A 25,777-nucleotide genomic window follows, 5' to 3' on the forward strand; every position below is an offset into this window, starting at 1 on the left:
CGGTTGAAATTTGCGTCCATCGAGGAGCTGCTATGAACGAGATCAAGTGCCCGCATTGTGGCGAAGTTTTTAAGGTCGATGCGTCTGGCTATGCGGACATCGTCAAGCAAGTGCGCAATGCCGAGTTTTCGCGCGACCTGGATGAGCGTGTGAAGGCAGTCCAGCGCGAGGGCGAGCAGGCACTGGAACTTGAGCGCTCGCGTTCGACGGCTGCCTTGCAAAAGGCAGAGTCTCAGCGCAACGCTCAGCTTGTCGAGCAGAAGAACGCCGCGGAGCAGAAGCTGGCACAAGAGGTTGCCAAGCGCGATGCCGAGCTTTCCGAGCTGCGCGCCAAGCTCGAGGGCGCTGCCGCAGAGCGCGAGAGCGCAAGCCAGCGCGCGGCGGTTGAGGCTCGTGCCGACGCTCAAAAGGAGAATGCCGAGCTTCAGCGAAAAATCGACAATTTGCGTGCGCAGCTGGAGCGTAAAGATGACGAAGCCAAGCTCGTCGAGTCGGCGGCGCGCAATGCTGCTCAAAACGATTTGGCTGCACGCGATGCGCAGATTGCCGAATTGCAGGCAAAGCTCTCTGCGGCGGACAAGGCCCAGGAGATGGCGCTTGCCGCCGCCGCGGCCGAGTCGCAGCGTGAGCTCGATGCCGCTCGCGGCGAGGCCGAGCGCGCGCTTGCTGACTATCGCGTGAAGGTGCAAGAGAGGTTTTCTGCCGCAAAGGCACAGTCCGAGCAAGAGGCCGAGGGCCTGCGTGCCCAACTGCGCGAGCAGGAACTGATGGCAAAAATGAACCTGTCAGAGGCGGTCGCCGCGGCGGAGCGAGAGCGCGATGAGGCGCGTGCCAAGCTGACGAGCGAGCTGGCAGTGCGCGATTCTCGCGAGGAGCAGGCCAAGGCGGCACACGAGCTCGAGCTTGCGCAGGCCAAGCGCGCGAGCGATGACCTGATTCGCTACAAGGATGAAGAGATTGAGCGCCTTAAGGACATGAAGGTCCGCCTGTCCACCAAGATGGTGGGCGAGTCTCTCGAGCAACACTGCGAGACCGAGTTCAACCGTCTGCGCATGACAGCGTTCCCTAACGCGTACTTCGAGAAAGATAACGATGCGTCCGAGGGTACCAAGGGCGACTTTATCTTCCGCGAGTGCGACGCGAGCGGTAACGAGGTCATTTCGATTATGTTCGAGATGAAAAACGAGAACGACGAGACTGCGACCAAGCATAAAAACGAGGACTTCTTTAAGAAACTCGATCACGATCGTCGCCAGAAAGGCTGTGAGTACGCGGTGCTTTGCACGCTGCTCGAGCCCGAGAGCGAGCTCTATAACGCAGGTATCGTCGACGTGAGTTACCGCTATGAGAAGATGTACGTGATCCGCCCGCAGTTCTTCATTCCCATGATCACGCTTCTTCGCAACGCTGCCATGGGTTCGCTGCGTTATAAGCAGGAGTTGGCGGAGTACAAGCAGCAGAACATCGACGTCACGAACTTCGAAGCCAAGATGGAAAAGTTCAAGAATGATTTCGGCCGCAACTACGAGATCGCGAGCCGCAAGTTCCAAACGGCAATCGATGAGATCGACAAGACGATTAGCCATCTGCAGAAAACCAAGGAGGCGTTGCTGTCTTCCGAGAACAACCTGCGCCTGGCCAACAAGAAGGCCGACGATCTTACCATTCGCAAGCTCACGTGGGGCAACAAGACCATGAAGACGGCGTTTGACGAGGCGCGCGGGGCTGCGACAGAGACAAACGATGAGCCAGCCGAGGCGGATTCGTATGAGGTCGAGGATGCCGAGTAAGGCATAGCATATAGTGCAAAAGCGGGGCCGCTGGCGATGTTGCCAGCGGCCCCGCTTCGTTCCAGTATGGTCGGCTAGTTCTCGAGCAGGTCCTCGATAAAGCCGACGCGGTAGTTTTTGAAGATGACCTCGCCGCCATCTTGCGTGGCGTCCAGATCGACATCGCCCATGATGCCAAAGTCGTGGTCGCCATCCTCGTCGGCAAAGATCTGGTGCACGTGCCACACGTGTGCAGCCTTCTCGTCGGACTCATCGATGGAAAACATCGCGGCACTGCGGGCATCTCCGTCGGTGAGGATTTCCTCGTGCTGCTCATGGTAGGCATCGAGCGCTTTTTGCCAGCGGATTTCGCTCATGCCCCAGTCGTCGTCGAGCTCGCCCAGGTCGCGAACATGCTCGCGAGCGGCAAGGGTCACGCGGCGGAAGAGCGCGTTGCGCACCAGCAGCGTGCAGCCGCGGCGGTCCGCCACGACCTCGTCGATGCCCTGCGGCGGCGCGGCGTCGAGGGCTGCCGGGTTGCCGGCGTTCTCCCACTCGTCCACCAGGCTCGAGTCCACCGAGCGCACCACAAAGCCCAGCCACGAGATAATGTCGCGCAGGCGCTCGTCGCGCTTCTCGATGGGTACGGTGCGGTCGAGAGAACGGTAGGCCTCTGCCAGGTAGCGCAGTAAAATGCCCTCTGAGCGGGCGATGCCGAGCTTTTGAATGTAGCCCTTAAAATCGCTCGCGCTTTCCAGCATATCGCGCAGAACGCTCTTGGGAGAGAGCTGGTAGTCGTTTGCCCAGGGTACTTCCTGGCGGTACTTGTCAAAAGCGGCGTCGAGCAAATCCTCGAGCGGCTTTTCGTACGTAACGTCCTGAATGCGCTCCAAGCGCTCCTCATACTCGATGCCGTCGGCCTTCATCTCGGCCATAGCGCGATCGCGTGCTGCGCGCTCCTGTGCGCGCAGCACCTGCTTGGGATCCTCGAGCGTTGCCTCGACCATCGAGATCAGGTCCATGGTATAGGTCTCGCTCTCGGGATCGAGCAGCTCCAATGCGGCAAGCAAGAACGGCGAGAGCGGCTGATCGAGCGCGAAGTCCTCGGGCAGATCGACCGTCAGCGCATAGTCGATGTCTGGTGCGGCGTCAGTCGGGGCGTCGGGTGCGGGCGGCACCTCGGTGCGAACGACGACGCCGGAATCGATGAGCGTGGCGAAGATCTCGTCGGCGCGAACCTCGAGCTTAGCCTTTTCCTCGGGAGTCTGCAGGCTCGTCTCGATGAGGTCGTGTACGCGGGCGCGGGCATCGCCGCCCTGCTCGACCACGCTAATCACCATGGAGTGTGTGATGCGCAGGAGCGGCTTGAGCGTCTCGGGTTGCGTCTCGATTAGGCGCTCGAAGGTCTGCTTGTTCCAGGTGACAAAGCCCTCGGGGGCCTTTTTCTTTTTAATCTTACGGAGTTTTTTGGGGTCGTCGCCCGCTTTGGCCATAAGCTTGGCATTCTCGATCTCGTGCTCGGGTGCCTCGGCGATCACCATGCCCTCGGTGTCGAAGCCCGAGCGGCCGGCGCGACCGGCAATCTGATGGAACTCGCGGGCGCGCAGGCGACGCATCTTGTAGCCATCGAACTTGGTGAGCGCGGTGAGCACCACGGTGTGGATGGGTACGTTGATGCCGACGCCGAGCGTATCGGTGCCGCAGATGACGGGCAGCAGGCCCTGCTGCGCCAAGCGCTCGACCAGCAGGCGATAGCGCGGCAACATGCCAGCATGGTGCACGCCGACGCCGCATCCAAGCAGGCGCTTGAGAATCTTGCCAAAGGCCGTCGAGAAGCTCGTTCCCTTGGCAGCATCCTTAATGGCCTCGCGCTGCTCCTTGCTGGCGATGCCAAAATTGGCGAGCGACTGTGCCGTCGCAAGGGCGGCATCCTGGCTAAAGTGCACGATATAGAGCGGGGCCTCGCCGCGGCGCATGGCGAGCTCGACGGTGCCCTCGAGGGAGGTCGTCACATAGTCGTAGCTCAGCGGAACAGGACGCGGGGCGTCGACAACCAAGTCGCAAGCAGCGCCGGTGTGCTCCTCGAGTGAGGCGGCGATGGCGGTGACATCGCCGAGCGTGGCGCTCATGAGCATAAACTGCGTGTGGGGCAGGGTGAGCAGCGGCACCTGCCAGGCCCAGCCGCGGTCGGGGTCGGCAAAGTAGTGGAACTCGTCCATGGCCACGCAGCCCACGTCGGCGCCCTTGCCCTCACGCAGTGCATCGTTGGCAAGGATTTCGGCCGTGCAGCAGATGACGGGCGCCTTGGTGTTGATGTGCGTGTCGCCGGTGATCATACCGACGTTATCGCGGCCGAGCACCTGTACCAGATCGAAGAACTTTTCGCTGACCAGGGCCTTGATAGGGGCCGTGTAATAGCAACGTTTGCCCTGCGCCATGCCCATAAAGAGCATGCCCAGCGCGACGAGCGATTTACCCGATCCGGTCGGTGTTCCCAAAATGACGTGATCGCCGGCAGCCAGGTCCATGAGGGCCTCTTCTTGGTGATCCCACAACTCAATGCCGCGATCGCTCGTCCATTCAAAGAAGCGTTCGAAGGCTTGATCGGGCGTAAGCCACGGTTCGGGCTCGCTGCCGTCCTCGGGCTCCCACCAGGTGGGGGAGAGCGCGCCGAGCGAGCCAAACTCGGCTTCGGTTCCCGTGCCGCCCGAGAATGAGCTGGCGGCGCCGGCGCCGGAGACGGTGCTGGCGGCGGTATCTGTCGTGGTCTGTGCCATGTGTTTGCTTTCTCTCGCGATTGTCCGCCAACTATTATGGCGTAGCGGCGGCGCGGGGTGCCAGCGCGCGAGAAAATGCAGGAAATGGGCGCGTGAAGTTAGTGCTCTTGCGGCAGGCGCTTCTTGCCTTTGCGGGCGCGGTTTCTAAAGTTCTCGACGGCCTCTTCCATGCCCAGGGGTACATAGGTGAGCTCGTCGAGGTTATCGGGCAGGTAGCACGCAAGGCTTTGCTCCTGCTCTCGGCCTGCTGCGAGTGTCTCTTCGGTAGGCTTCTCGCCGGGTGTGGCACAAATGCCATAGACGACGGCACCCATCTCGCGCGTACGGCATTCATATTCGGTCTCGGGGTGCTCGGGATGGTCGCGGCGGACGTTGTCGCTTACCCAAAGTGTGTCGTAGCCTGCCGCGGCGAACTGCCCCAGGGCGTAGTCGCGCAATGGCTTGCTGTCGGTGCGCAGCGTGACGGTGGCGCCGGCTGCAAAGAGCGGGCGGTAGATCATCAGATGGTCGACATGGACGAGTCGTTTTTTGGCGTACTTGGCCTTGGGCTGCGGCGTGGGAAAGTTAATGGTGATGGCATCGAGCTCGCCTGCGGCAAATAGCTGCGGCAGCGATGCGGCGCCTCGGGGCAGAACGAGTGCGTTGGTCAGTTCCTGCTCGCAGATTTTCTGTGCGGCATAGGCGATGCAGATGGGCTCCTGGTCCATGCCGATAAAGAGCGTGTCGGGCTCACGGCGAGCGCGCTCAACCAGATAGGTGCCTTTGCCGCAGCCCAGATCCAGATGAAGGTGTTCGAAGGGCTTGCTGCCAACTGGCGCGCAAGCCTCGCGCCAATCTCCGGCATAGATTTCGGGGTTCGTCTCAATCGCATCGGCGTAGCGCTCCAGGCGCTCCTCGAGCACAAAGTTCTTAGGCGTGCGAACGTGGACGGCTCCCATGAGGCTCCTTGGTCATAAGTATGGAACGCATGGCCGCGCGTTCCGTCAATGGGTTGAAAAAGGGGTGGGCATAGTTTGCCCGAAAGACGCGGTGCGGCTCGACGGCGAGTCGTCGGTGCCTACAGGCGCTTGAGAATCACATAGCGGTTGAGATCGCCGCTGCGACCGTCAGCATGGAAGCGCTCAAGCTCGCGCACGGGGACCTCGCCGCTCTTGTAGAACGTACGGACGCCGCGCACCAGGTCGGTAATCTGCTGATCGTCAAAGTGATGGCAATAGCGGTAGGCGTGGCGGTCGTTTTGCCAGCCAATGAGGTGGTCACCGGCTTCAAACTGCGTGGAATCGTAACCCTCAAACGGCGGGGTGAGCTCGGCGCGGGCTTCGGCTCGAACGGCCTTGCGCGCCATGCGCTCGTCGTTCATAAACTCCCAAAAGCTGATGGCGATGATGCCGCCTGGGCGCGTCTGGCGCACCAGGGCGTCGAGCACGCGTACGCGGTACTCACACGACGGCACGTGGTGCATAAATCCAAAGCAGACCGAGATGTCGGCGAGCGGGGCGTCGAAAAGCACGTCGGGTGTTTCGGCGGGGTTGAGCTTCATGAGGGCATCGAGCACATCGAGCTCCTGGAAGTGCAGGTTGGGAATGCGCAGGGCGTGGCCGCGCGCATCGATGGCCAGGTCTTGGCACGAGTCGACACCATAGAACTCAAACGGGCAGCTGGCATCTGCCGAGGGGTTTGCTCCGTCGACGCCCTTGGCGGCAAGTGCGCCGCCGGCGGCAAAGTTCTCGAACCGCATATTGCCGCAGGCAAGATCGAAGACGCGGACGGGATGCTCGATCGTGGCGACGTCGAGCTGCTCGAGCGCGATATCCATGGTGCGTACCCAGCCGGGCCACGGGGCCTGGCGCGTATCGGAAAAGGAGGCGGAGTGCTCGCGATAGAACGTGTTGTTGAGCTGGATGAGCGATGAGGCGAAATCGCGGTTCACGGCGCGGAACTCCCTCCGTTGGCGGTGCGGAATAAACAGTACGACCATACTACCGTTAACGCCGCAACGGGGACAACCAAGCTACGGGTCATTGCTTTGTTTGGACACATTTCCGCAGCTCATATGCACCCGCAACCGCCGGTTGTCAAAAATCTTACTAGAATAGGTGGCATGCTTTTGGCGGTGGCGGATAGATTTTTAACTGTGCAAGGCGCCTTAAGAACAAAAACGGTCCGGCGGTACGGCTGGCATCACATAGGAGGAACCATGAATGTAGAAACTGCGCAGCGGCTCGCCGACCTTCGTCGCAGCAAGGGTTTTAGCCAAGAAGGGCTGGCGCGAAAGCTGGGGCTGTCGCGCCAGGCGGTCAGTAAATGGGAGCGCGCGGAGAGCTCGCCCGATACCGAGAACCTGATCTCGCTCGCCAAGCTCTACGGCGTGAGCCTGGACGAGCTGCTCAATCCGAGCGACGAGATCGAGGACGATATCGAGTTTGAGAACGAGGACCGCGCTCGTCAGCGCGAGGCCGAGGCAGCAGAGCGCGCACGCACTCATGAGGCGGCGGCACGAGCTACCGAGGCGGCAACGCAGGCAAGTGACGCGGCAGCCAAGGCGGCACAAGCGGCAAGCTGGAGTGCACAGGCCGCCAATGCTGCTACGGCGCAGGCGACGAGTGGCGGCGCAGTTGGCTCGACTCCGGTGAAGGGCCCCTTCCAGTCGTTCCCGTATTGGGCCGTGTGCTGGCTGCTGTTCTTTTTGCTGATGTTCCTTTTTGGTGCCGGCCCCTTTGCCGCGCTGATCTTCTTTACGATTCCCATCTATCACTGGGTGGCGCGTGCGCTCGATGGTGATTGGGCGCGTGGGGATATCCAGGTTGGTCCGGCACCGGTGGCGGCTAGGGCTCGGAATGTTTCCGCTTCGGTTGATACTGACGTGGCTACCGCGACTACCGCTGAGCCGATTGCCAAAGAGGGTGATGAATGATGAAGCTTTCACATGAATCCAAGGCACGCTTGGGCGTTGGCATCGGAGCGTTTGTGCTTATCATTGGGCTTGTCTTTGGCATTTCGCGGCTATTGGCTCATTCCGATATGGTGCGTACGACCGGTATTCTATTTGGCAATTTGTCTGATTTTGACGATATGTTTGACGACGATGATCTCTTGGATAGCGGTAACTATTCCGCTCGGCCTCAGCAGCTTTCGAGCGAAACGTTTGATGCCGACGCGTTCCAATCGCTCGACTTGGACGTGACGTCGGGGACGGTCGAGGTTAAATGTGTCTCTGGCGGCCCGGTGCGTGTTATCGAAAGCGGTCGCGTTGCGAAGGGAACGTCTGCTTCTGATGCGGCTACCCGGAACCTTGCTAAGGTCAAGGGCTCTACGCTCAAGATCAGTCAGTTCGACTACGATGATAAGCGCGCGATTGACCGCACAATTACCATTGAGCTGCCGCGAGATGTTGCGGATAGCCTGGTGGGCATTACGGCGAATGTAGGGTCGGGCGACCTGGCGGTCGCGGACATTGCGTGCCATGATCTGGATATAACGTTGAATTCGGGAGACGTTGAGTTTACGGGCACCGTGACCGACACCCTGAATGCCGAGGTCGGTTCGGGTGACATGACGTTCGAGCTCTACCAGGCGCCCGCGAAGTCGATGGACGTGAGCGTGGGCTCGGGCGACGTGGAGATGACGGTTCCGAGCTCTACGGGCTTTAAGGCGAGCCTCACCGTGGGCAGCGGCGACTTCGAGAGCGATTTCCTTCCGCTTGGCTACGATGGCGAGACCATATTGAATCTTGAATTCGACAACGGCGATAAGTCTGCCACGTATCGTTTTGAGGTCGGTTCGGGCGACATGTCGTTTAATCCAGAGTGACGGGTGGTTATCGAAGACTTATAAACCATAGACGCGCTGTTTGATGGAGGCGTCGGAGCCGTGACGGGCTTCGGCGCCTTTGCCTTTACAATGGGGGCATGGAACAGATTATCTTGAACATACTTGAGACCCTGCGTTGCGGCGAGACCGTAGACGACAAGGCGCTCGTCAAACTGATACATGCCGAGGCGCGCCGCGAGGGTGCCGACAAACGCGATTTTGCCAAGCGCCGTCTGCTGCCGTTCTACCAGCGGGTTAAACGTGAGGAGCCGGCTCGTTGGGCTGGATGGAATGTCGATGCGGAGCTGGAGCGTCAACTGCTGCAGGTGCTACGCATGAAGCCTCGTCGCACGGCTTCGGGCGTGGCGACCATTACCGTCATCACCAAGCCCTGGCCGTGCTCGGGCGATTGCCTGTTTTGCCCCAACGACCTGCGCATGCCTAAAAGCTATCTGCACGCCGAGCCGGCATGCGCCCGTGCGGAGCAAAACTGCTTCGACCCGTATCTGCAGGTGAGCGCTCGCCTGACCGCGCTTTCGCAGATGGGTCATGCGACCGATAAGATCGAGCTCATCGTGCTCGGTGGCACCTGGAGCGACTATCCGCAAGGGTATCAAACGTGGTTTATGTCGGAGCTTTTCCGTGCGCTGAACGATGACGCCGTTGCTGGCGTGGCAGCTAACCCCATGTTGGCGCGTCCGGGCATCAGTCGTGCCGAGGCGGGGCGCCTGCTCGATGACGCGCCCGCCGATGCCCTGCCGCCGGTGGTAGCGGGGCGCCGCGAGCGCTATCGGGCTGCCGGCATTGCGACCGACGAGGCTGAGCTTGCTGCCGGCGTTGCCGACGAGCAGGAGCGTGTGGATGCTGCCGTGGGCGGCTATAACCGCGCGGTGCGTCGTCTGTACGGCCCCGGTACGCCGTGGGGCGAGGTCACCGAGTGGCAGACGGCAACGATGGAGGAGCTTGAGCGTCAGCAGCGCATCAACGAGACGGCGAAGCATCGCGTGGTGGGGCTCGTTATCGAGACACGCCCCGATGCCGTAACGCCGCAGGCCCTCACACTTATCCGCCGCTTGGGCTGCACCAAGATTCAGATGGGTATTCAGAGTCTTGACCAGCATCTACTCGATATCAACGAGCGCCGCATTTCGGTGGCGCAGATCGAGCGAGCGTTTTCGCTCGCGCGCCTGTTTGGCTTTAAGATCCACGCGCACTTTATGCTCAACTTGCTGGGCGCCACGCCTGATGGGGACAAGCGCGACTACGAGCGCTTTATGACCGAGGGCGCCTTTATGCCCGACGAGGTCAAGGTCTACCCGTGCGCGCTCATCGAGGGCTCGCATCTGGTGGGCTGTTACGAGTGTGGCGAGTGGCGCCCCTATACCGAGGACGAGCTGCTCGATGTGTTGGCCGACGACATCGTGGTGACGCCGGCGTTCTGCCGCATCAGCCGCATGATCCGCGACTTTAGCTCCGATGACATCATGGTGGGCAACAAGAAACCCAACCTGCGCCAGCTCGTTGAGAACCGCCTGGCTGCTCGGGGTGACGGTGCGACGGTGCGTGAGATTCGCTATCGCGAGATCAGCACGGCGGGCGCCGACCTGGACGAGTTGACCCTTGACGAGGAAGTGGCGTACGAGACGCCGGTGACGCGCGAGCGCTTTTTGCAGTGGGTGACACCGCAGGGCAAAATCGCGGGCTTTTTGCGCCTGTCGCTGCCCGACCGCGCGTTTGTTGCCGCGCATGCGGGCGAGTTGCCGACGGTGTCGGACGAGGCGATGATTCGCGAGGTTCACGTGTATGGCATGGCGGCGCGCGTGGGCGATCAAGGCCAGGCGGCGCAGCATCATGGGTTGGGTCGTTTGCTCGTAGAGCGTGCGTGCGAGATTGCCCGGGATGCGGGTTATGCGCGTATCAACGTGATTAGCGCGATTGGCACACGTGAGTACTATCGTCATCTTGGATTTTATGACCATGGCCTTTATCTGCAAAAGGAGCTCTAGATGAACAAGCCGAGTGTTTCTGCCGGCGTCGTTGCCGGCGTTGCTCTGGGGGCCGCGGCGCTTGGCGCGGCCGCTGTCGCTGTCCGTGCTGCCTGTCTGCAGGTTGCGCGAACCCGCAATGGGTTGGCGCGTGTGAAACGCGTGCACGATGAGGGCGGCGACGAAGTCCGTGTATTGGTGCAAGGCGGCGTTTACCAAAGCGCAAGCTACGTTGGCGAGCGTTGGGCGGAGCCCGTCTTTGCGTACTATCGCGCGTTTGACGACGTGTTTGAGGCTGAGGACGCAATGCGTGATGCTTACGGGCATGGTATCGACCGTATGCTCATGCTGGGCGGCGGCGGGTTTGCCTATCCCAAGTTTGCACTGATGTCGCACGAGAGCTTGCGCATGGACGTCGTTGAGTACGATGCCGAGATTACGCGCCTGGCGCGCCGTTGGTTCTACCTGGACGAGCTGGAGCGCACTGTGGGCGATCGCCTGCGAGTGATTACCGCTGAGGCTCGCTCGTATCTGGGCGTGACGAGCGTGGGTCATCGTCGCTACGACGTGGTCGTGAGCGATTGCTTTGGCGGTGCCGAGCCCGTACGCGAGCTGGCGACGGTTGAGGCATTGCGTTTGGTGCGAGGCAGCCTGAACCCCGGAGGCATCTATGTTGCCAATATCGTGAGTGCGAACAGGGGGAGCGACGTGACGTTCCTGCGCGATTGCGTTGCCGCGGCACTCGAGGTATTCGCCCACGCCTGGGTGGTCCCATGCGGCGATGCGGAGTTCGGCGGCGAGGAGAACTACCTGCTCATCGCCAGCGACGGCGACTATGTCTTTGCCGAAGCTGTGCCCTTCGACACCGACTTCCTCGGCACCGTCCTTCACGACAAGTAAGTCTCTCCGTCCCAAAAAGACGGGTCTTAGGCGTGGTCGCTCCAGCTGCAGACACGCTGCTTCATGCCCTCTATGTCGAGCACGCCTTCGGCAAAGCCCTTGCGCACGAGCTCTTCGGGAACAAACTCGTCGTAGCGGTCAAAATAAGGCACCTCGCCGGGATAGACGAGCTCGATGGGATCGAAGCCCTTCTCGGCCTCGGCGGCGAGCACCTCAAAGAACGTCTCCTCGTCGGCCTTCATCTTAAACTGCATAAAGTACGGGCGTGATGGGTCGAGTCCGCGAAGGCCCAACTCCGCGGCACATTTAATCTTGAGCATGCGCTCGAGGGCCAAAAAGGCGTAGCTGCCCAGCCAGGGGAAGAGCACCCAGGTATCGCCGCCCAGGTTAATGAGCGGTTTAGTTCCCGCGCCCAAAATCTCGGCCGTATGACGAGCCTGCGCAAGGCGGGCCCGTGCGTTACCCATAAGGTACGGATACGCGGCGTGTTCGTTGAGCGCCTTGCGCATGCGCTCGAGTACGTGTGTATTGATGTCACCGGGACAGTCGCCAAAGTAGGCCGGCACCCGGCCCTTGACCTGCGTGGCAAAGACGGTATGACGCTTCCAGTCCACTTCCTCGACAATCCAGCAGTGTCCGGCGATGGCGATGCGCTCACCGGGCGGTGGCGGATTGACGATCGTGCCCAACTCGGCCGACTCGCTGCGAACGGTGAACTCCTCGTTTTCCTGGAACACGGCGTAAAACTTAAAGTTGTTAATGATGCGCTCGCCCGCGAGGCCCACAATGAGCCCACCGCCCTCGGTGACCTGGATGTGGTCGATCTTGATGAGGTGGCGCAACAGTACGCGATAGTCATCGGCCGAGACGCGGTGGAAATAGCTGAGCGTGAGCACGCGCTGGGCAAGTTCGGCAGGCGTGAGTTCGCCGGTGCTGGCGAGGGTCGACATGGTCTGGTGATAGAGCAGGCTGTAGGGGAGTCGATCGAGCTCGGGCGGCTCGACCCACTTTTCCTCGCGATAGAGTTGTACGAGCGCGATGCCCTGGAGGAGCTTCCAAGGTATCGTTTCAGGCATCATCGTGCGCGGCTCGGGCTCTTCCTCGCGCATGACAAACCACATCTCGGGCGGAAGATCGCGGCGTCCCGTGCGTCCCATGCGCTGCAAAAAGGAGCTGACGGTAAACGGTGCATCGATCTGGAACGCGCGCTCCAGGCGACCGATATCAATGCCGAGCTCCAGCGTGGAGGTGGTGACGGTTGTCTGTGCCTGTTCCTCGTCGCGCATGAGCTCTTCTGCCGTCTCGCGTAGCGATGCCGAGAGGTTGCCGTGATGGATAAGGAAGCGGTCGGGCTCGTGCCGGCTCTCGCAGTAGCTACGCAGCATGGAGCATACGGCCTCTGCCTCCTCGCGCGAGTTGGCAAAGACCAAGCACTTTCGGCCGCGCGTGTGTTCTAAGATATATCCCATACCGGGGTCGGCGTTGTCTGGTGCTGTATCGGTGGGGTTGAGTAATGCCTGTTCGGGTGCTTGGGGGATGTCGACTTTGCCCTCGGGGGCCGAGGAAGCTTGGCGGTCCTTGGGAGCGGCCTTGCCCTGTGCCCGCTCACGACGTTGACGGCGCTCCTCTTGTGTGAGCTGTCCGCTGTGACGCATGTCTTGGGCGCCGGCGGGCAGTGCCGCGGATGCCGCCGCATCGATGCGCTCGCACGCAAGCACTTCGGCCTCTTGAGGACCTGTACCCAGGAATCCCCGCTGCTGCGCCTGGGGGCCCGAGTTGTAGAAGTGCTCCATGGAGATGCGCCACACGCGGCGCGGTTCTTCAAAGCGGGGGATAACGCAGTCGCGCCCCGTTCCCTGTGAGAGAAAAGCGCCCGTGCGCTCGGGGTCGCCGATGGTAGCCGAAAGGCCAATGCGGCGAGGCTGCACGCCGGCCATGCGCGAGAGTCGCTCGATAAGGCAGAGCGTTTGTCCGCCACGGTCGCCGCGCATGAGCGAGTGGACCTCATCGATGACCACGTAGCGCAGGTCGCAAAACATGCGCGGGATCGCCATGTGCTTATGGATTAAAAGCGCTTCGAGTGACTCGGGTGTAATCTGCAGGATGCCGCTCGGTTTTTTAATGAGCTTAGCCTTGTGCGACTGCGAGACATCGCCATGCCAGTGCCAGACAGGGATATCGGCCTCTTCGCAGAGGTCGTTGAGGCGGACGAACTGATCATTGATGAGCGCTTTGAGGGGGCCGATGTAGAGGGCGCCCACGCTCGCGGGCGGGTTCTCCCAAAACTCGGTCAGGATGGGAAAGAAGGCTGCCTCGGTTTTGCCGGAAGCTGTGGATGCCGTTAGGAGCACATTGTCTTGTGTGTTAAAGATGGCATCTGCCGCCGCAACCTGGATAGAGCGCAGACTCTCCCAATCGTGGGAGTAGATGAAGTCTTGGATAAACGGAGCATATCGGTCAAAGGCGTTCACGGGGCCTCCCCTCAAATACGAACCTCTCAATGCGGTTGGCAATGGTTTGCTGCATTGCTGTCTCAACGTTTGTGCAGATAAAAGCTGCCAAAATAGACCTGTCCCTTTTTGGCAGGTTAGATGGTGAATTCGGCGAAGTTGCGGTCGCCGTCTGCGGTGCCGGTGTCGCCTGTTGCGGCTGCCGGTGCCAGCGCGTCGCCGCCGACGCTTTGCAGCAACTCGGCCACGTTTGCATCGGGGTTCTGGCACAGGATATCGAGCAGCTCGATAAAGTCACGGATGACCTCACGCGGCGTCAGGTGCGTATCGGCTCCCACGCGGCCAAACTCAATCTTGAGAAAGTCTACCAAGTCGTTCTCGGTAAGCGTGGGCGTCCAGCCAAAGTATCCGGCATGGATCTGCATGAGTTTTTCGATCAGCACCAGCAATTCCTCGTAGGTGAGTGGCTGCAGGCGGATGATGGGCGCGAGCATGTCCTTAAGGTCCTCGCGTGCAAAGCGGCCCTGAGCGAGTCGACTTCGCAGGGCCTCGTAGGAGAACACGCCACGGCGGCGGTCTTCGATGGAGGTTGGCGTGCCGCCCATGATCATGCCCAGGTACTGCGCCTTGCCCTGGAGCGTGTCGTTGTACATGGTCAGGATCTTCTCGTAGTTGTATTGGCGCGTGATGGCGTTGGGAATCTTATACAGATTCACGAGCTCGTCGATGAGCACCAGCATGCCCTTGTAGCCGCTGCAGACCAAAAAGCGCGCAATGAGCTTAACGTAGTCGTACCAGTCGTCATCGCTGATGATGGTCGAGGAGCCCAGCTCGGCGCGTGCCTCACTCTTGGTGCGGTACTCGCCGCGAATCCATTTGGTCACGCGGCTCATAGCTTCTTCGTCGCCCTCGGATACTGCCGTGCGGTAGCGGCGGAGCATGCGGGCGAAGTCGAAGCCGTGGACCATTTCCTCGAGCGGGGCCAGTTGGGCATTGACGGCAGACTCATCGGCATCGGCACACGAGGCGACCCAGCGATCGAGGATTAGGTTGAGCGCACCGCCCTCGGGGCGCGTCTTGGTCGATATGTTGCGGATGAGCTCACGGTAGGTGGCAAGGCCCTGTCCCTGGCCGCCCTGTAGGCGGCGCTCGGGCGACAGGTCGGCATCGGCGACGACGAATCCCTCGCCCATGGCGTGCGTGCGGATGGTCTGGAGCAAAAAGCTCTTGCCGGCTCCGTAGCGACCGACCAGAAAGCGGAAGCTCGCGCCGCCGTCGGCGATGAGACTCAGGTCGGTGAGCAGGGCGCGGATTTCGACCTCGCGCCCTACGGTGATGTAGGGAAGGCCGATGCGCGGGACCACGCCGCCCTTGAGCGAGTTGAGAATGACGGCGGCGACGCGCTTGGGCACGCGGGGTGCTGCGGATGCGGTATCACTCATAGTCTAGGTATCCTCTCACGTCTGCTTCGTAGTCCTCGATAATGTGCGGTCCTGCCGCGCCAAATTCAATTACGGTGTCACCCACCAGGTCAAAGAGCGCCTCATTGATGCTATCGACGAGCATGTCCTCGCTCTGAACCGACCTCTCCACTGCCGATTCCGTCTGTGCCGTGTCCTGCTCGAGCAGCGCGCGGAGATAGGCGTCTGCGGCAGGCGTGAGTTCGTTCGCAGCGTCAGCGGGCGCAGCAGCTGCGAACACGGGCGTCGGCGCGAGAAGCGGTGCCACGACACCAAACTGTTCGGTGGAAATGGTTGGCTCGTCGGCTTCGTTGCGCTCCGTGGGCGCCGCGATCGGCTCGGCCATCACGTCGGCCGCGGGCTTGGCTTCCGGTTGCTCGGATTCCGCCGTATCGATCTCTGTGGGCACATCGTCCTCGCGCTCCTCATCAATCAAAAGCGCTTCACGCGTTTGCGCGGCGGCGCTCCGAATGTGCCCCAGCTGACTCAAATCGATATCGATCTTGACAGGCTGGTGCGCGGCGTCCCACGAAAGCCATGCCACGATCTCGTCATCGATGATCTTGGCCAGATATTTGGGGACCTTCTCCTCCTTTAGGGGATGGGTGGGGTCTAGGGCCAGGCGCAGGCGTTGGTCGCAGGCGCGCATCATCTCACCGAGCTTGCTACTTTTTTGTCTGCTGCCGTGGATGCGCATGCATTCCCAAAAGCCATTTTGGCAGCGATAGATGTGAATGGGGTCCAGGCGATATTCGCAGTCCTCGTGGCGCTCGGGCGCAAAGAACACGGCCGAGGCAAACATGGTGTAGGGCATGGCCGTCTCCTCCCCAAACAAGCTCGCTACGATGCCGGTCTTTCGGTGCGTGTCATAGTAGCGCGCCATACGGACATACACGGCGCATGCCACGTGGCGTAGATCGCGATGGTGGCCGCGATCGAGTCTTGAGTTATTGAGGTTATACGTGGAGAGGGCATTGATGGCGGCCATGAGTCGCTCCTCGCGCGCCTCGTCGGGCGGAAGGGGGAGCGTAGGCTTGGAGGTCTTGCGACGCGCAGGCGCCAGGTCTGACGGCGTCGGCGCGGGCGCAAGGTCTCGCGCCGCACGCCGCAGTTCGATGAGGGCGTTGTCGAATGCGACGGTTTTAGAGTCGCGAAGCAGCTCGGGGTCGAGCCCGTGGAACACGGCGTAATCTTGCAACCACACGCGTGCAAACCGGTCGATGCCGGGCTCGAAGGCACGATAGGCATCCCAAAAAGCCTTGATCTTTTTAAAACCATCAAGTGGGTCATCTACGCCAATGCCGCAGATCAGCTCATAGAGATACAGGAAGGCAAAGGACGTAGACGTTTCCTCGATGGTTCCGCGGCGCACTTGGGCACGCCAGGTAAAATAGCCACGCAACTGCCGATCGCTCATGGCGTTATAGGTGGGAAAGTACGACTTGAACGTACCGTTGTAGGGGCAGTCGTCCTCAAAGTCGGCCATCAGCAGGCCTTGACGGTAGAAGAGCTCGGCTTCCGAAAGCCAGCGACCCGCACCGCCTTTGGGGTCATCCTGCCAGCGCGATATCTCGCGCATCTTGCGGTACTGGTCGGGAAGGAAATTCTGCATCTGTCGGCCGGTCTTGAGAATCGGCTCGTCAGCATAGACTTCGTTTGAGAAGCGAGCAGACTGATGGGTCCGGGCCTCGGCCATAATGCGCTCGATGAGCATCTTGATGTCCTGGTCGGCCACCGTCTCTCCTCTCCTAACGCAGCTTCGGTGACCTCATATCATAGCACAGCATCAAACAGGTGTTCGAGATACCGCTACGTAGATAGATTTAGAACAGGAGGGCGTAGATGACGGCTATGACAACGGAGGGGAGCATATTGGCCGTGCGGAAGGTCTGAGGACGGATGAGGTTGACGCCGACGCAGAAGATGAGTATAGAGCCCACGAGCGATAGACTGTCGAGGGCGGCGGCGGTCATGATGGGGGAGAGCGCGCCGGCAAACAGCGTAATCGTTCCCTGGAATACGGCAACGGGCAGGGCGGAGAAGATGCAGCCGCGGCCGAGCGAAGCCGTCATGGTGCAGACGATGATGCAGTCCAACGCGCCCTTGAGGGCAAGCGTGGACCAGTCGCCGAGCAAGCCGTCTTGGATTGATCCCACGATAGCCATGGCACCGATGCAGACGGTCAGCGATGTCGAGACAAAGGCATTGGTGAACTCGTTGTCTCCCTCGCTGCCGGTTTTGCGCTTGAGCCATTCGCCCAGGTTTTCGATGCCGGCTTCCAGGTTAACGGCCTCGCCGATGAGCGAGCCGAGGGCAAACGAGACGATGAGCATGGTGGTGCCGGTGGTCTCCAGCGCTTTCCCGTCAATGACGAGCATCTTTTGCATGGTGCCGCCCAGTCCGATAAACAAAACGCACAGCCCCGACGCCTTCATGAGCGTGTCTTGGATGCGGGGTGTGATAAAGCGTCCGCCTATAAGGCCCAGCAGTCCGCCCGCAATCAAAAGTGCGACGTTGATGACCGTTCCCAAACCCGGCATGAACCCTCCCATATTGATGCCAACCTGGCAATCGTAGCAGAACGGGCTGCAGGGTGCGTCATGCCTCATCCTATACGTTATATAAGTGGTATTAATGACGGCATTTGGTGCCCAAGCCTCAGCCTCCCATCACGACATAGGGGCTGTAATCGAAGCACAGCGTCATGAGTCGCTGCGGGGACTCAATGGCCGCGGCGATGATATCGGCATCTCGAGCTCGGTCAAATCCCACGAGCTCAATTTGATACGAGACGTCTTCCATTTTATGGAGTATCCGGTTATTCAGGAGGTTCTCACCGTCGAATTCCTCGGTTTTGCCTCCGTCCGAGGTTACGGCATACAGGTGCAGTTTTGCGGTGGTCGCAGGGTCGGCGACCGTGAGGTTGTCGATTTGGTTGGCCGTGCCCTTTGCCCCAAGCAAGGTGAGCAAGGTGGGGGCTACGACCTCGCCCGATGGCAGAAAAACAACTTCGACGGTTTTAGGGAATGCGATAATGGCTGCTTTGCGGACGGGCTTATCGGCAGCGGTGACCTCAATGCTCGCGGCGTCGACGGTTTCCGTGCGGTCGAGCGCGACCATCATGCAACAATTGCCCTCGTCGATGTCTGCCGGCATGGGACACCCCAAGTTTTCGCCAGCTTGCGTGCCGCCCACTGCGGTGGCTGTTTCGCTTGGCTCGCTGAAAGTGGCTGAAGGACCGCTCGATGGCGGTGTTATGCCGCCGGGTGCGCCATTGTCCCCAGGCGCTATTTCACCGCTGCTCTCGCTGGAGTCGCTTGCGATGTCACCCGTCGAGGGGGCGAGTCCGACCGCTCCTACTCCGCTCCATTCCATCTCGAGGAGCGCCGGATCGACAAGGACGTGATGCACATCTTGCGTTTCGGCACTGATATCGACAGGACCGGGGTCTGCCCCTCGCGTCAGGCTGAGCGATCCGGTCCGCTGTTTGCCCCGAATCTCCTGGCTTTCTGTGCCGCTCGCGTAGAACATCAGAGCGATCTCGCCATTTGCCGTGGCGTCGGTGCCCGCCTTGGTCATTTTCAGCGATGCGGTGAATGAGATAGCGGGCTGCGTGCCATCGGCGCTCGAGGGGACGCAGCCCAGGCATACACCCCCTCCGTTTTCGAAAAACGTGCTGTCGAAGGCGACTGTTGCCCCGTCCGCCGAGTCATCGGACAGGGTGATGTCGAGGCACAGCTCCACGTCGCAGGAATCGCCATCGGCATCAGTTGCAGCTGCGCGCCATGTGCAGATAACGCATCCCGTTAGGGGGCCGTCCGCTGTGCTCGAGTGCTCGGTATCCACGACTATCGAGCTGTTCGTGCAGCGACGGAGGCACCCCGAGGCCGAAATGCTTGCCTGCGCAAGCGAGAAGCGTTGGCGCGCGATGGTGCTCATCTGGTTTGTGGCGAGACAGTTGACGGCAGGTAAGGGGGCGTCCACGGCGGGTGTCGCTAGAGCGGCAACGGGCATGCCGGTGGCAAGCGCACTACAGAGCGCGGCAACGGGCAAAAGGTTCTTTGATGCCATGGGTTCTCCTTACCTATGCTGGACGGTCTCGATTCGTGTGGCTACCGGCTGCGTTTGATGTGCAGGCCAAGGCCGATGGCGCTAGCGCCTGCCGTGGCGATTCCTGCTGCCAGGAGCTGTCGCGTGTCGCCCGTTTGCGCGAGGGGTTCATGTTGGCCACTGCGTTCGAGCTCCGATAGATCGACAGTCACTTGCGTGGCAGCCTGCGCTTGCTCTTGTTGGGCAAAGGCGGCGATCGGGGCAAACGTTACAACGCCGATGATGACGGCAAGGACAATTGCCTTAGGCCGTGTGCGCACCGGGCTCGACCGTCCACGTAATGGTTGCGACCTGGTCGCCCGTGCCGGTCACATGGAAGATGTCTCGCGTGACGCGGGCGACAGTGCCGCTCGTCTTAAGCTTAATCTTGTCCGTACCATCGGCGATGCCCTGGTAGCCCATGTCGAAGGATGCATTTTTGGAAAGGTCGAGGCCCGCTTCCTGCGTCGCGGCGTGGGCGTCTTGGAGTGCCTTGTCTGGGCCGACCTTAAAATCGATGGAGTTCTGGGCGGTCCCCGTCTTGGCGTCGGCGACGATGCTCCAGGACTTCTGGGCGGCAATCTTCATGTTGGTAACGTGGATGCCATAGGCCGAAAGATTGTCGATGGTGGTTGTATTCTCGGAAGGGCCCTGGAGCGTGCCGTCTGCCTTAGCGACGAACGGAATGACGGTCGGGGCTTTGAACTTGATGTTGTCGATTTCGGTCCTGATGGTCACGTTGGTGGTTCCAGTGCGTCCCTCCGCCAGGGCGGTGGTCGGCGCGGCGCCCATTGCGAGTGCGAGCGCCAGCCCTGCGCCCACGACGAGCACCCTGGCCCCATTCAAGTTCCTGGTGATGTCCATAATCGTTCCTTTCTATTCGTCACGGACCGTTTCCGTGAGGGTTAGACGAAAGCGGCACGGGTGCGCATTTTCATAACAGGTGGCAGGTCTAGTCTTCTGTCTGCGCAACTCGCACCTTGACGCGCGTGGGATTGCCATGGACGTCGTAGGTCTTGGCGTCGAGCGCTTGAATCTCGATATACGCCTCGCCTTCTTTGATGTCACCTGCAGGGCAGGTCTCAACGGTCTTGCCGGTCTCGACCACGCCCGATTCATAGATGGTCTCGTCGTTTTGGATCACGCGGAAACGCTGGGGAAACTTGTTATCCTGGACGTTTTGCACGTTGATGCGCAGCTTGCCGCCTTTTTGTAGCTGGGCGACCGGTGCGACCGAGATCGTCATCATGTTGTCGCGGACGATGGCATCGAGCTCGTCCTGGATTTCCTGACGCGACTTACCCTCTGCCGCTGTGACCGAGGCACCCGTCTCGGCGACAGGCTTTGACTGCCAAGCGTAAAGGCCGACGGCGATAAGGGCGCAGGCGATGGCCAAACAGACGGCGCCGAGCCTTTTTCGATGTTTTGACCCTAGGGGGCTCGACTGCTTCCTTACGCTCATGCGGCATCCTTAGTGGTATAGACGCGCGCGAACGTGGACGGATCGGCGCCAAAGAGCATGTGGAGCATGAGGCGTCGCGAGTAGATGAGCTCGTCGAAGTTTGGGTCGAGTTTGATGTCGTGGATGTGGGCGATGTGGTGGGCGAGTGCCGAAAACGATTCGGGATCGCAAATCACGTCGGTGGTGACGTGATAGACAGCCGCATCGGGAAATGCCTCCTCATCGAAGGGCAGAAGATATGGGTCATCGTCAACTTCGATGGCGATGCCGTACTGGGGCCAGTAATATGCCATGGGAACCTCCCTGTTTTTGGGCCAAACCTTCTATTGGTTTTGGCTGTCGATGCCGACCGTATCAGCCACAACTTGACCAATTTCTGACCAAATGCTTGACGGGTTTACATCGCCGCAGGTGAGAGACGCTAAAAAATATCTCAAGTTTTTTCGAGCGCCAATTGTATGCGTGGCTGCGATGGAAAGGAGCGCGTTAAATAGAGCGCCTGCCGAGAAAACGCCGCCGCTCGCCGAATTGCGCAAACGTAAAATTCGCCAATTATGGAGACGGTCTCAGTCACGTCGACGAAACGATGCGGTAACATCTCCCTGCAAACACTGTAGTTAACTAAAGGGGGAGTTCGCGTGTCTGCAGCCATCAAACCCTTCGGCGACGAGTTCGAAGAATATGGTCGCGATGAATCTCGCACATCGGGCGAGGCGTCGAGCATCTCGTTTCCGACAACGGAGGACGAAGTCCGCGCCATTCTGCGAAAGCTCCATGCCGAGCATGTTCCAATAACGGTCCAGGGTGCTCGGACCGGTCTGGCTGCCGGCGCCGTGCCTCACGGCGGGCATATCCTCAACACTTCTCGTATGAATCGCTACCTGGGTCTTCGCCGCGACGAGCGAGGCCGTTTTCTGCTGCGCGTGGAGCCGGGCGTCGTGCTTTCGGAGTTGCGCAAGCAACTGGGTAAGAAGGCATTGCCGACCGCTGACTGGGATCAGGTATCGCTTGAGGCCTATGAGGAGTTCCAGGCAGCTCCTGAGCAGTTCTTCCCCACCGATCCCACCGAGGCATCTGCCTGCCTGGGCGGCATGGCGGCGTGCAATGCCTCCGGTGCCCGCAGTTACGCCTACGGCCCCATGCGCCCGCACGTTACGGGGCTTCACGTGGCACTGGCGGACGGCGACCTGCTTGAGCTTCATCGAGGTCAGGCGCACGCTGACGCACGCCACTTGTCGCTCGTGACAGCGGAAGGCCGCGCGCTCGAGCTGGATCTTCCTGGCTATACCATGCCCAAGACCAAAAACGCGTCGGGTTATTTCGTTTCGGACGATATGGACGCCATCGATCTTTTCATCGGTGCGTGCGGCACACTCGGCGTCATTACCGAGCTCGAGATCGCCCTGCAGGCGGCACCTTCGGTCGTATGGGGCGTGAGCTGCTTTTTCGACAGCGAGGACAAAGCAGTGTCCTTTACCGATTCCGTGCGCCCCGTGCTGTCCCATGCCGCCGCTATTGAGTATTTCGATGCCGGCGCCTTGGATATCCTTCGCCGCCAGCGCGAGCAGTCGACCGCGTTTGCCTCGCTGCCGGCACTCGACGATGAGGCAAAGGTCTGTATTTACGTGGAACTCGACTGCGACGACGAGGCTCAAGCGACTGAGGAGCTGTACCACCTGGGATGGGTTTTGGAGCTTGCGGGCGGCCGCGATGACGCGACCTGGGTCGCGCGCACCGAGGTCGATCGCGAGTGTCAGCGATTCTTCCGCCATGCGGTGCCCGAGAGCGTCAACATGCTCATCGACGAGCGCCGCCGCATGGATCCCACCATCACCAAACTGGGTTCGGACATGTCGGTGCCCAACGCGCACTTGGCCGATGTTATCGCCCTCTATCGCCGCACGCTGGCGGAAAGTGGGCTTGAATCTGCCGCCTGGGGGCATATCGGTAACAACCATCTGCATGTGAACATTCTGCCGCGCGATGCACAGGATTATCGCCGCGGCGCAGAACTCTTTGCCCAGTGGGCTTCCGAGGTCACGGCCATGGGCGGTGCCGTCTCCGCAGAACACGGCGTCGGCAAGATCAAGGCGGGCTTCTTGGAGACGATGTACGGTCACGAGGCCATGGTCGAGTCGGCGCGGCTCAAGCTCCAGCTCGATCCTGCCGGGCAGCTGGGTCGCGGTAACCTGTTTTCGGAGAAGCTCTTGGATGAGCTCGTCCAGAAAGGGGGCGCGTGAAGATGAGCGATTTCCATATGGTGGTGTGCGTCAAGGCCGTGCCGGGCAGCACTGAGGTCAAGATGGACCCCAAGACCAATACCATCGTGCGCGATGGCAAGCAGGCGGTCATTAATCCCTTTGATGCGAGCGCTTTGGAATGCGCGCTGGCGCTGAAGGACGACTTTATCGGCTTTGGCATGGATGTGCGCGTGACGGTGGTGTCGATGGGCATCCCCGCGACCGAGTCGCTGCTGCGCGACTGCATCGCTCGAGGCGCCGACGATGCGCTGCTGCTGACCGATCGCGCCTTTGCAGGTGCCGATACCCTGGCAACCACCTATGCCCTCAAGTGCGGCATCGAGGCGCTCGACGAGGACTTCGACCTGCTCATCTGCGGCAAGATGGCGGTGGATGGCGATACGGCCCAGATTGGTCCCGAGCTTGCCGGTGCCTTTGATATTCCCTGCGTGACCGACGTGAGCTGCGTGCAGAGCGCGGGCTTTACGACCTGTGGCTCGCTGGCGCTCGTTCACGGATGCGATGCCGGCGAGGAGACGGTGTACCTTGAGATGCCGTGCGCGATGACGACTGCCAAGGAGATTGGCCAGTTGCGTATGCCGAGTATTGCCGGTATTCGCGCGGCGGAGGAGGCGGACGTGCGCGTGGTCAGTGCCGCCGACGTGAACGCCGACCCCGCGCGTTGCGGTCTTGCCGGGTCGCCGACACAGGTCGTGCGCTCGTTTGTGCCCGACCGTGACCAAACGTGCGAGGCCGTTGAGGGGACGGCGTCCGAGCAGGCGGCAAAGCTTGCCAAGATTATCGAGGGGATGGCATAGATGAGCGGACTGATTATCGATAGCGAAGCCTGTATCGGCTGCGGTCGCTGCGTTCGCGCCTGTGCCTCGGGCGGCATCGTAGTGGAAGGCGAGCGACCCAACCGATGCGCCCGCGTAACTGACGGCTGCATCCTATGCGGTGGGTGCGTCGACGCCTGCCCCGTCAATGCTATCTCGATCGAGCGTGACGAGGCCGCTGGTGCGGTGGACCTTGATGCATATCGAGACATTTGGGTCTTCGTGCAGACTGACGAGCACGATGCCGTGGCTCCCGTGGCCTACGAGCTCATGGGCAAGGGGCGCGAGCTTGCCGATGCTCGCGGCTGCCGTCTGGTGGCACTGGTCGGCATGAGCCCCGAGGGCTCGCTTGGGGACCTGGAGCATCTGGTTTGCGCGGGCGCCGACGAAGTCCTGGCCTGTCGCGACGAGCGCCTGCGCCAAAACGATGCGGAGGTCTACGCCCGCTTGATCTGCGATTTGGCAGCCGAACGCAAACCCGAGGCCATCCTATATGGTGCAACCGCTTTTGGTCGCGAACTGGCACCCGGCGTTGCCGTGCGTTCGCAGACGGGTCTTACGGCCGACTGCACCGTGCTTTCGATGGATGCGGAGTCGGGCCTACTGCAGCAGACGCGCCCGGCGTTTGGCGGCAACTTGATGGCCACCATTATCTGCCCCAATCATCGTCCCCAGATGGCAACGGTGCGTCCCGGCATCTTTGGAGCGCCCGAGTTTGATTACGGCCGCTCTGGCACGATTACCCAGGTATCGCTGGCGGATGATGTTAAGGCCCGCGTCAAGATCTCGATTCCAGCCGAGGAGTGGGGGCAGCAGGCATCAATTGCCGATGCCGAGCGCCTGGTCGTGGTGGGCCGCGGCATTGGCTCCAAGAAGAATCTGCCTCTGATGCGAAAGCTCGCCGATGCGCTGGGTGCCGAGCTTGGTTGCACGCGTCCCGTCGTGGAGGCGGGTTGGCTGGAGTACCGCCACCAGATTGGCCAGACCGGCGTGTCGGTTTCGCCTAAGCTCCTCGTGAGCATCGGCGTTTCGGGTGCTATCCAGCACCTAGCCGGCATCGGCGGCGCGGAGTGCATCATCGCCGTCAACGAGGACCCGGATGCTCCCATCTTTGGCGCTGCGCAGTACAAAGTTGTCGGCGACGCCGTCGAAGTCGTCGAGGAGCTCCTGGCCCAGCTCGAGCGCTAGGCGCGCGCCAGCCAGTCGCGCATCTCGTCCTTTAAGCGCTCCCAGGTCGCTTGCGTGGCGGGATCGGTAAAGGGCCGCACGATACCAAAGGGCGCGTCGAGCAGGCGGTAGATATCGCCCTGTTCGCGCGCCAGCGCGCGGCTTGCTGGATAGACGAGCTCAAACATAAAGCAGATAAGCCCCACCAAGAAGTCGGCGGGCTCATCGCGCTCATCGCGTGCGACGCAGCGGTGTTCGTCAAAGGCGGCAAGCGTCGGTACCGAGAAGTGGCTGGTAAGAAATGTATCCTCATCAACCTTGAGGATGGTGTCGACGGTGCTGTCGGCGATGGTGCGCATAATGTCGATCTTGTCGCCATCGCGCACGATATCGCAGAAGTTCCGCGTGCGGGTGTCGAGTTCCGTGGGTAGGCGAAAATCGCTGTGGTGGGCGATGCTTGCACGGATGAGCTCGTCTTCTGCCGGATCGTCGATAAAGTCGCGGATACTTGTTGTCGCGGGCGCGTCTGCAGGGTTTTTGCCAAAGAGAACCTCGACGCCCAACGCCGCATGGCTCATACTCTCGGCATCCTTAAACGTGTCCCAGCGTCGCAACTGTTCAAAGCGACCCATATCGTGTAGCAGGCCGCAAAGCCACGCTAGGTCAATGTCCTGCGGTGACCAGTCCTGTTCGCGCGCCACGGCATCGCATACCTCGGCAACGTGGTACGTATGCTCGATTTTGAGCGCGATACGCGGATTGGCGGCATCGTAAGCATCGGTATAGGTCTTGAAGGCCGCGACTGCCGTCGTTCGATCGATAGCTGTCATAA

The 25,777-nt window shown here is 60.9% G+C and carries 21 protein-coding genes; 8 read left to right on the forward strand and 13 right to left on the reverse strand.

The features are described from left to right. Positions 1-32 precede the first annotated feature (32 nt). Complete coding sequence (locus ACGHEN_RS02875) at positions 33-1,790, forward strand: DUF2130 domain-containing protein (protein WP_390397227.1); 1,758 nt, start codon at positions 33-35, stop codon at positions 1,788-1,790. 74 nt (positions 1,791-1,864) lie between these two features. Here the strand turns inward: ACGHEN_RS02875 and ACGHEN_RS02880 are convergent, their stop codons facing one another. From ACGHEN_RS02880 to ACGHEN_RS02890, 3 genes are all read right to left on the reverse strand, one after another. Next, positions 1,865-4,546 carry a DEAD/DEAH box helicase gene (locus ACGHEN_RS02880; protein WP_390397229.1) on the reverse strand — a complete coding sequence of 894 codons (2,682 nt, stop codon included), beginning with the start codon at positions 4,544-4,546 and terminating at the stop codon, positions 1,865-1,867. Between the two features lie 98 nt (positions 4,547-4,644). Next, complete coding sequence (locus ACGHEN_RS02885) at positions 4,645-5,484, reverse strand: tRNA (guanine(46)-N(7))-methyltransferase TrmB (RefSeq protein ID WP_390397231.1); 840 nt, start codon at positions 5,482-5,484, stop codon at positions 4,645-4,647. A gap of 119 nt (positions 5,485-5,603) precedes the next feature. Continuing rightward, complete coding sequence (locus ACGHEN_RS02890; RefSeq protein WP_390397233.1) at positions 5,604-6,476, reverse strand: hypothetical protein; 873 nt, start codon at positions 6,474-6,476, stop codon at positions 5,604-5,606. A gap of 267 nt (positions 6,477-6,743) precedes the next feature. Here ACGHEN_RS02890 and ACGHEN_RS02895 point away from each other — a divergent pair, with 267 nt between their 5' ends. The 4 genes from ACGHEN_RS02895 to ACGHEN_RS02910 all read left to right on the forward strand — a co-directional run bounded on the left by ACGHEN_RS02895 (position 6,744) and on the right by ACGHEN_RS02910 (position 11,241). Continuing rightward, positions 6,744-7,460, forward strand: coding sequence for a helix-turn-helix transcriptional regulator (locus tag ACGHEN_RS02895; RefSeq protein ID WP_342995615.1), 717 nt, complete (start codon positions 6,744-6,746; stop codon positions 7,458-7,460). Beyond that, positions 7,460-8,356: a DUF4097 family beta strand repeat-containing protein gene (locus ACGHEN_RS02900; RefSeq protein ID WP_390397235.1), complete on the forward strand. Its 897-nt coding sequence runs from the start codon at positions 7,460-7,462 to the stop codon at positions 8,354-8,356. Before ACGHEN_RS02895 ends, ACGHEN_RS02900 begins: the two co-directional genes overlap by 1 nt. Before the next feature lie 98 nt (positions 8,357-8,454). Then, the gene (locus ACGHEN_RS02905) at positions 8,455-10,362 is read left to right on the forward strand and encodes an elongator complex protein 3 (protein WP_390397237.1); all 1,908 of its coding nucleotides are present in this window, start codon (positions 8,455-8,457) and stop codon (positions 10,360-10,362) included. Then, complete coding sequence (locus ACGHEN_RS02910; RefSeq protein WP_055250677.1) at positions 10,363-11,241, forward strand: spermidine synthase; 879 nt, start codon at positions 10,363-10,365, stop codon at positions 11,239-11,241. 26 nt (positions 11,242-11,267) lie between these two features. Here the strand turns inward: ACGHEN_RS02910 and ACGHEN_RS02915 are convergent, their stop codons facing one another. The 9 genes from ACGHEN_RS02915 to ACGHEN_RS02955 all read right to left on the reverse strand — a co-directional run bounded on the left by ACGHEN_RS02915 (position 11,268) and on the right by ACGHEN_RS02955 (position 20,995). Next, entirely contained in the window at positions 11,268-13,712 is a 2,445-nt protein-coding gene (locus ACGHEN_RS02915) for a DEAD/DEAH box helicase (RefSeq protein ID WP_390397239.1), read from the reverse strand. A 116-nt stretch (positions 13,713-13,828) separates the two neighbouring features. Beyond that, the gene (locus ACGHEN_RS02920; RefSeq protein ID WP_390397241.1) at positions 13,829-15,133 is read right to left on the reverse strand and encodes an ATP-binding protein; all 1,305 of its coding nucleotides are present in this window, start codon (positions 15,131-15,133) and stop codon (positions 13,829-13,831) included. After that, positions 15,126-16,886, reverse strand: coding sequence for a TerB N-terminal domain-containing protein (locus ACGHEN_RS02925; RefSeq protein ID WP_390397243.1), 1,761 nt, complete (start codon positions 16,884-16,886; stop codon positions 15,126-15,128). The genes ACGHEN_RS02920 and ACGHEN_RS02925 overlap by 8 nt, the downstream gene beginning before the upstream one ends. 88 nt (positions 16,887-16,974) lie before the next feature. After that, on the reverse strand, positions 16,975-17,691 hold the full coding sequence (locus ACGHEN_RS02930; protein ID WP_199411451.1) for a DUF554 domain-containing protein: 717 nt from the start codon (positions 17,689-17,691) through the stop codon (positions 16,975-16,977). 118 nt (positions 17,692-17,809) lie between these two features. After that, positions 17,810-19,222: a hypothetical protein gene (locus tag ACGHEN_RS02935; RefSeq protein ID WP_390397245.1), complete on the reverse strand. Its 1,413-nt coding sequence runs from the start codon at positions 19,220-19,222 to the stop codon at positions 17,810-17,812. Between the two features lie 41 nt (positions 19,223-19,263). Continuing rightward, the gene (locus tag ACGHEN_RS02940; RefSeq protein WP_390397246.1) at positions 19,264-19,521 is read right to left on the reverse strand and encodes a hypothetical protein; all 258 of its coding nucleotides are present in this window, start codon (positions 19,519-19,521) and stop codon (positions 19,264-19,266) included. Further along, a complete protein-coding gene (locus ACGHEN_RS02945; RefSeq protein ID WP_390397248.1) occupies positions 19,505-20,104 on the reverse strand; it encodes a hypothetical protein in 600 nt (199 codons plus the stop codon). Before ACGHEN_RS02945 ends, ACGHEN_RS02940 begins: the two co-directional genes overlap by 17 nt. 88 nt (positions 20,105-20,192) lie before the next feature. Then, positions 20,193-20,702, reverse strand: a complete 510-nt coding sequence (locus ACGHEN_RS02950) for a hypothetical protein (protein WP_390397249.1) — start codon at positions 20,700-20,702, stop codon at positions 20,193-20,195. Further along, positions 20,699-20,995 carry a hypothetical protein gene (locus tag ACGHEN_RS02955; RefSeq protein WP_055250660.1) on the reverse strand — a complete coding sequence of 99 codons (297 nt, stop codon included), beginning with the start codon at positions 20,993-20,995 and terminating at the stop codon, positions 20,699-20,701. The genes ACGHEN_RS02950 and ACGHEN_RS02955 overlap by 4 nt, the downstream gene beginning before the upstream one ends. Positions 20,996-21,340: 345 nt before the next feature. On the opposite strand from ACGHEN_RS02955, the gene ACGHEN_RS02960 reads away from it, so the two are divergent. The 3 genes from ACGHEN_RS02960 to ACGHEN_RS02970 are packed head-to-tail and all read left to right on the forward strand — an operon-like array spanning position 21,341 to position 24,966. After that, positions 21,341-22,942, forward strand: a complete 1,602-nt coding sequence (locus ACGHEN_RS02960) for an FAD-binding oxidoreductase (protein ID WP_390397251.1) — start codon at positions 21,341-21,343, stop codon at positions 22,940-22,942. 2 nt (positions 22,943-22,944) lie between these two features. Continuing rightward, entirely contained in the window at positions 22,945-23,760 is an 816-nt protein-coding gene (locus ACGHEN_RS02965; RefSeq protein WP_117769804.1) for an electron transfer flavoprotein subunit beta/FixA family protein, read from the forward strand. Further along, entirely contained in the window at positions 23,761-24,966 is a 1,206-nt protein-coding gene (locus tag ACGHEN_RS02970; RefSeq protein ID WP_390397253.1) for an FAD-binding protein, read from the forward strand. Here ACGHEN_RS02970 and ACGHEN_RS02975 read toward each other — a convergent pair. Continuing rightward, positions 24,963-25,775 (reverse strand): HD domain-containing protein, encoded by an 813-nt coding sequence (locus tag ACGHEN_RS02975; protein WP_390397255.1) that lies wholly within the window; start codon positions 25,773-25,775, stop codon positions 24,963-24,965. The two genes, ACGHEN_RS02970 and ACGHEN_RS02975, sit on opposite strands and share 4 nt — an antisense overlap. Between the last annotated feature and the right edge of the window lie 2 nt (positions 25,776-25,777).

It is taken from the genome of Collinsella sp. i06-0019-1H4, from assembly GCF_042849575.1.
Classification (GTDB): Bacteria; Actinomycetota; Coriobacteriia; order Coriobacteriales; family Coriobacteriaceae; genus Collinsella.

Excerpts from the sequence above, each read along its gene's own strand:
- ACGHEN_RS02875 (WP_390397227.1), top strand. The coding sequence starts at position 33 with ATGAACGAGATCAAGTGCCCGCATTGTGGCGAAGTTTTTAAGGTCGAT.
- ACGHEN_RS02880 (WP_390397229.1), bottom strand. The coding sequence starts at position 4,546 with ATGGCACAGACCACGACAGATACCGCCGCCAGCACCGTCTCCGGCGCC.
- ACGHEN_RS02885 (WP_390397231.1), bottom strand. The coding sequence starts at position 5,484 with ATGGGAGCCGTCCACGTTCGCACGCCTAAGAACTTTGTGCTCGAGGAG.
- ACGHEN_RS02895 (WP_342995615.1), top strand. The coding sequence starts at position 6,744 with ATGAATGTAGAAACTGCGCAGCGGCTCGCCGACCTTCGTCGCAGCAAG.
- ACGHEN_RS02900 (WP_390397235.1), top strand. The coding sequence starts at position 7,460 with ATGAAGCTTTCACATGAATCCAAGGCACGCTTGGGCGTTGGCATCGGA.
- ACGHEN_RS02905 (WP_390397237.1), top strand. The coding sequence starts at position 8,455 with ATGGAACAGATTATCTTGAACATACTTGAGACCCTGCGTTGCGGCGAG.
- ACGHEN_RS02910 (WP_055250677.1), top strand. The coding sequence starts at position 10,363 with ATGAACAAGCCGAGTGTTTCTGCCGGCGTCGTTGCCGGCGTTGCTCTG.
- ACGHEN_RS02920 (WP_390397241.1), bottom strand. The coding sequence starts at position 15,133 with ATGAGTGATACCGCATCCGCAGCACCCCGCGTGCCCAAGCGCGTCGCC.
- ACGHEN_RS02930 (WP_199411451.1), bottom strand. The coding sequence starts at position 17,691 with ATGCCGGGTTTGGGAACGGTCATCAACGTCGCACTTTTGATTGCGGGC.
- ACGHEN_RS02935 (WP_390397245.1), bottom strand. The coding sequence starts at position 19,222 with ATGGCATCAAAGAACCTTTTGCCCGTTGCCGCGCTCTGTAGTGCGCTT.
- ACGHEN_RS02945 (WP_390397248.1), bottom strand. The coding sequence starts at position 20,104 with ATGGACATCACCAGGAACTTGAATGGGGCCAGGGTGCTCGTCGTGGGC.
- ACGHEN_RS02950 (WP_390397249.1), bottom strand. The coding sequence starts at position 20,702 with ATGAGCGTAAGGAAGCAGTCGAGCCCCCTAGGGTCAAAACATCGAAAA.
- ACGHEN_RS02955 (WP_055250660.1), bottom strand. The coding sequence starts at position 20,995 with ATGGCATATTACTGGCCCCAGTACGGCATCGCCATCGAAGTTGACGAT.
- ACGHEN_RS02965 (WP_117769804.1), top strand. The coding sequence starts at position 22,945 with ATGAGCGATTTCCATATGGTGGTGTGCGTCAAGGCCGTGCCGGGCAGC.
- ACGHEN_RS02970 (WP_390397253.1), top strand. The coding sequence starts at position 23,761 with ATGAGCGGACTGATTATCGATAGCGAAGCCTGTATCGGCTGCGGTCGC.
- ACGHEN_RS02975 (WP_390397255.1), bottom strand. The coding sequence starts at position 25,775 with ATGACAGCTATCGATCGAACGACGGCAGTCGCGGCCTTCAAGACCTAT.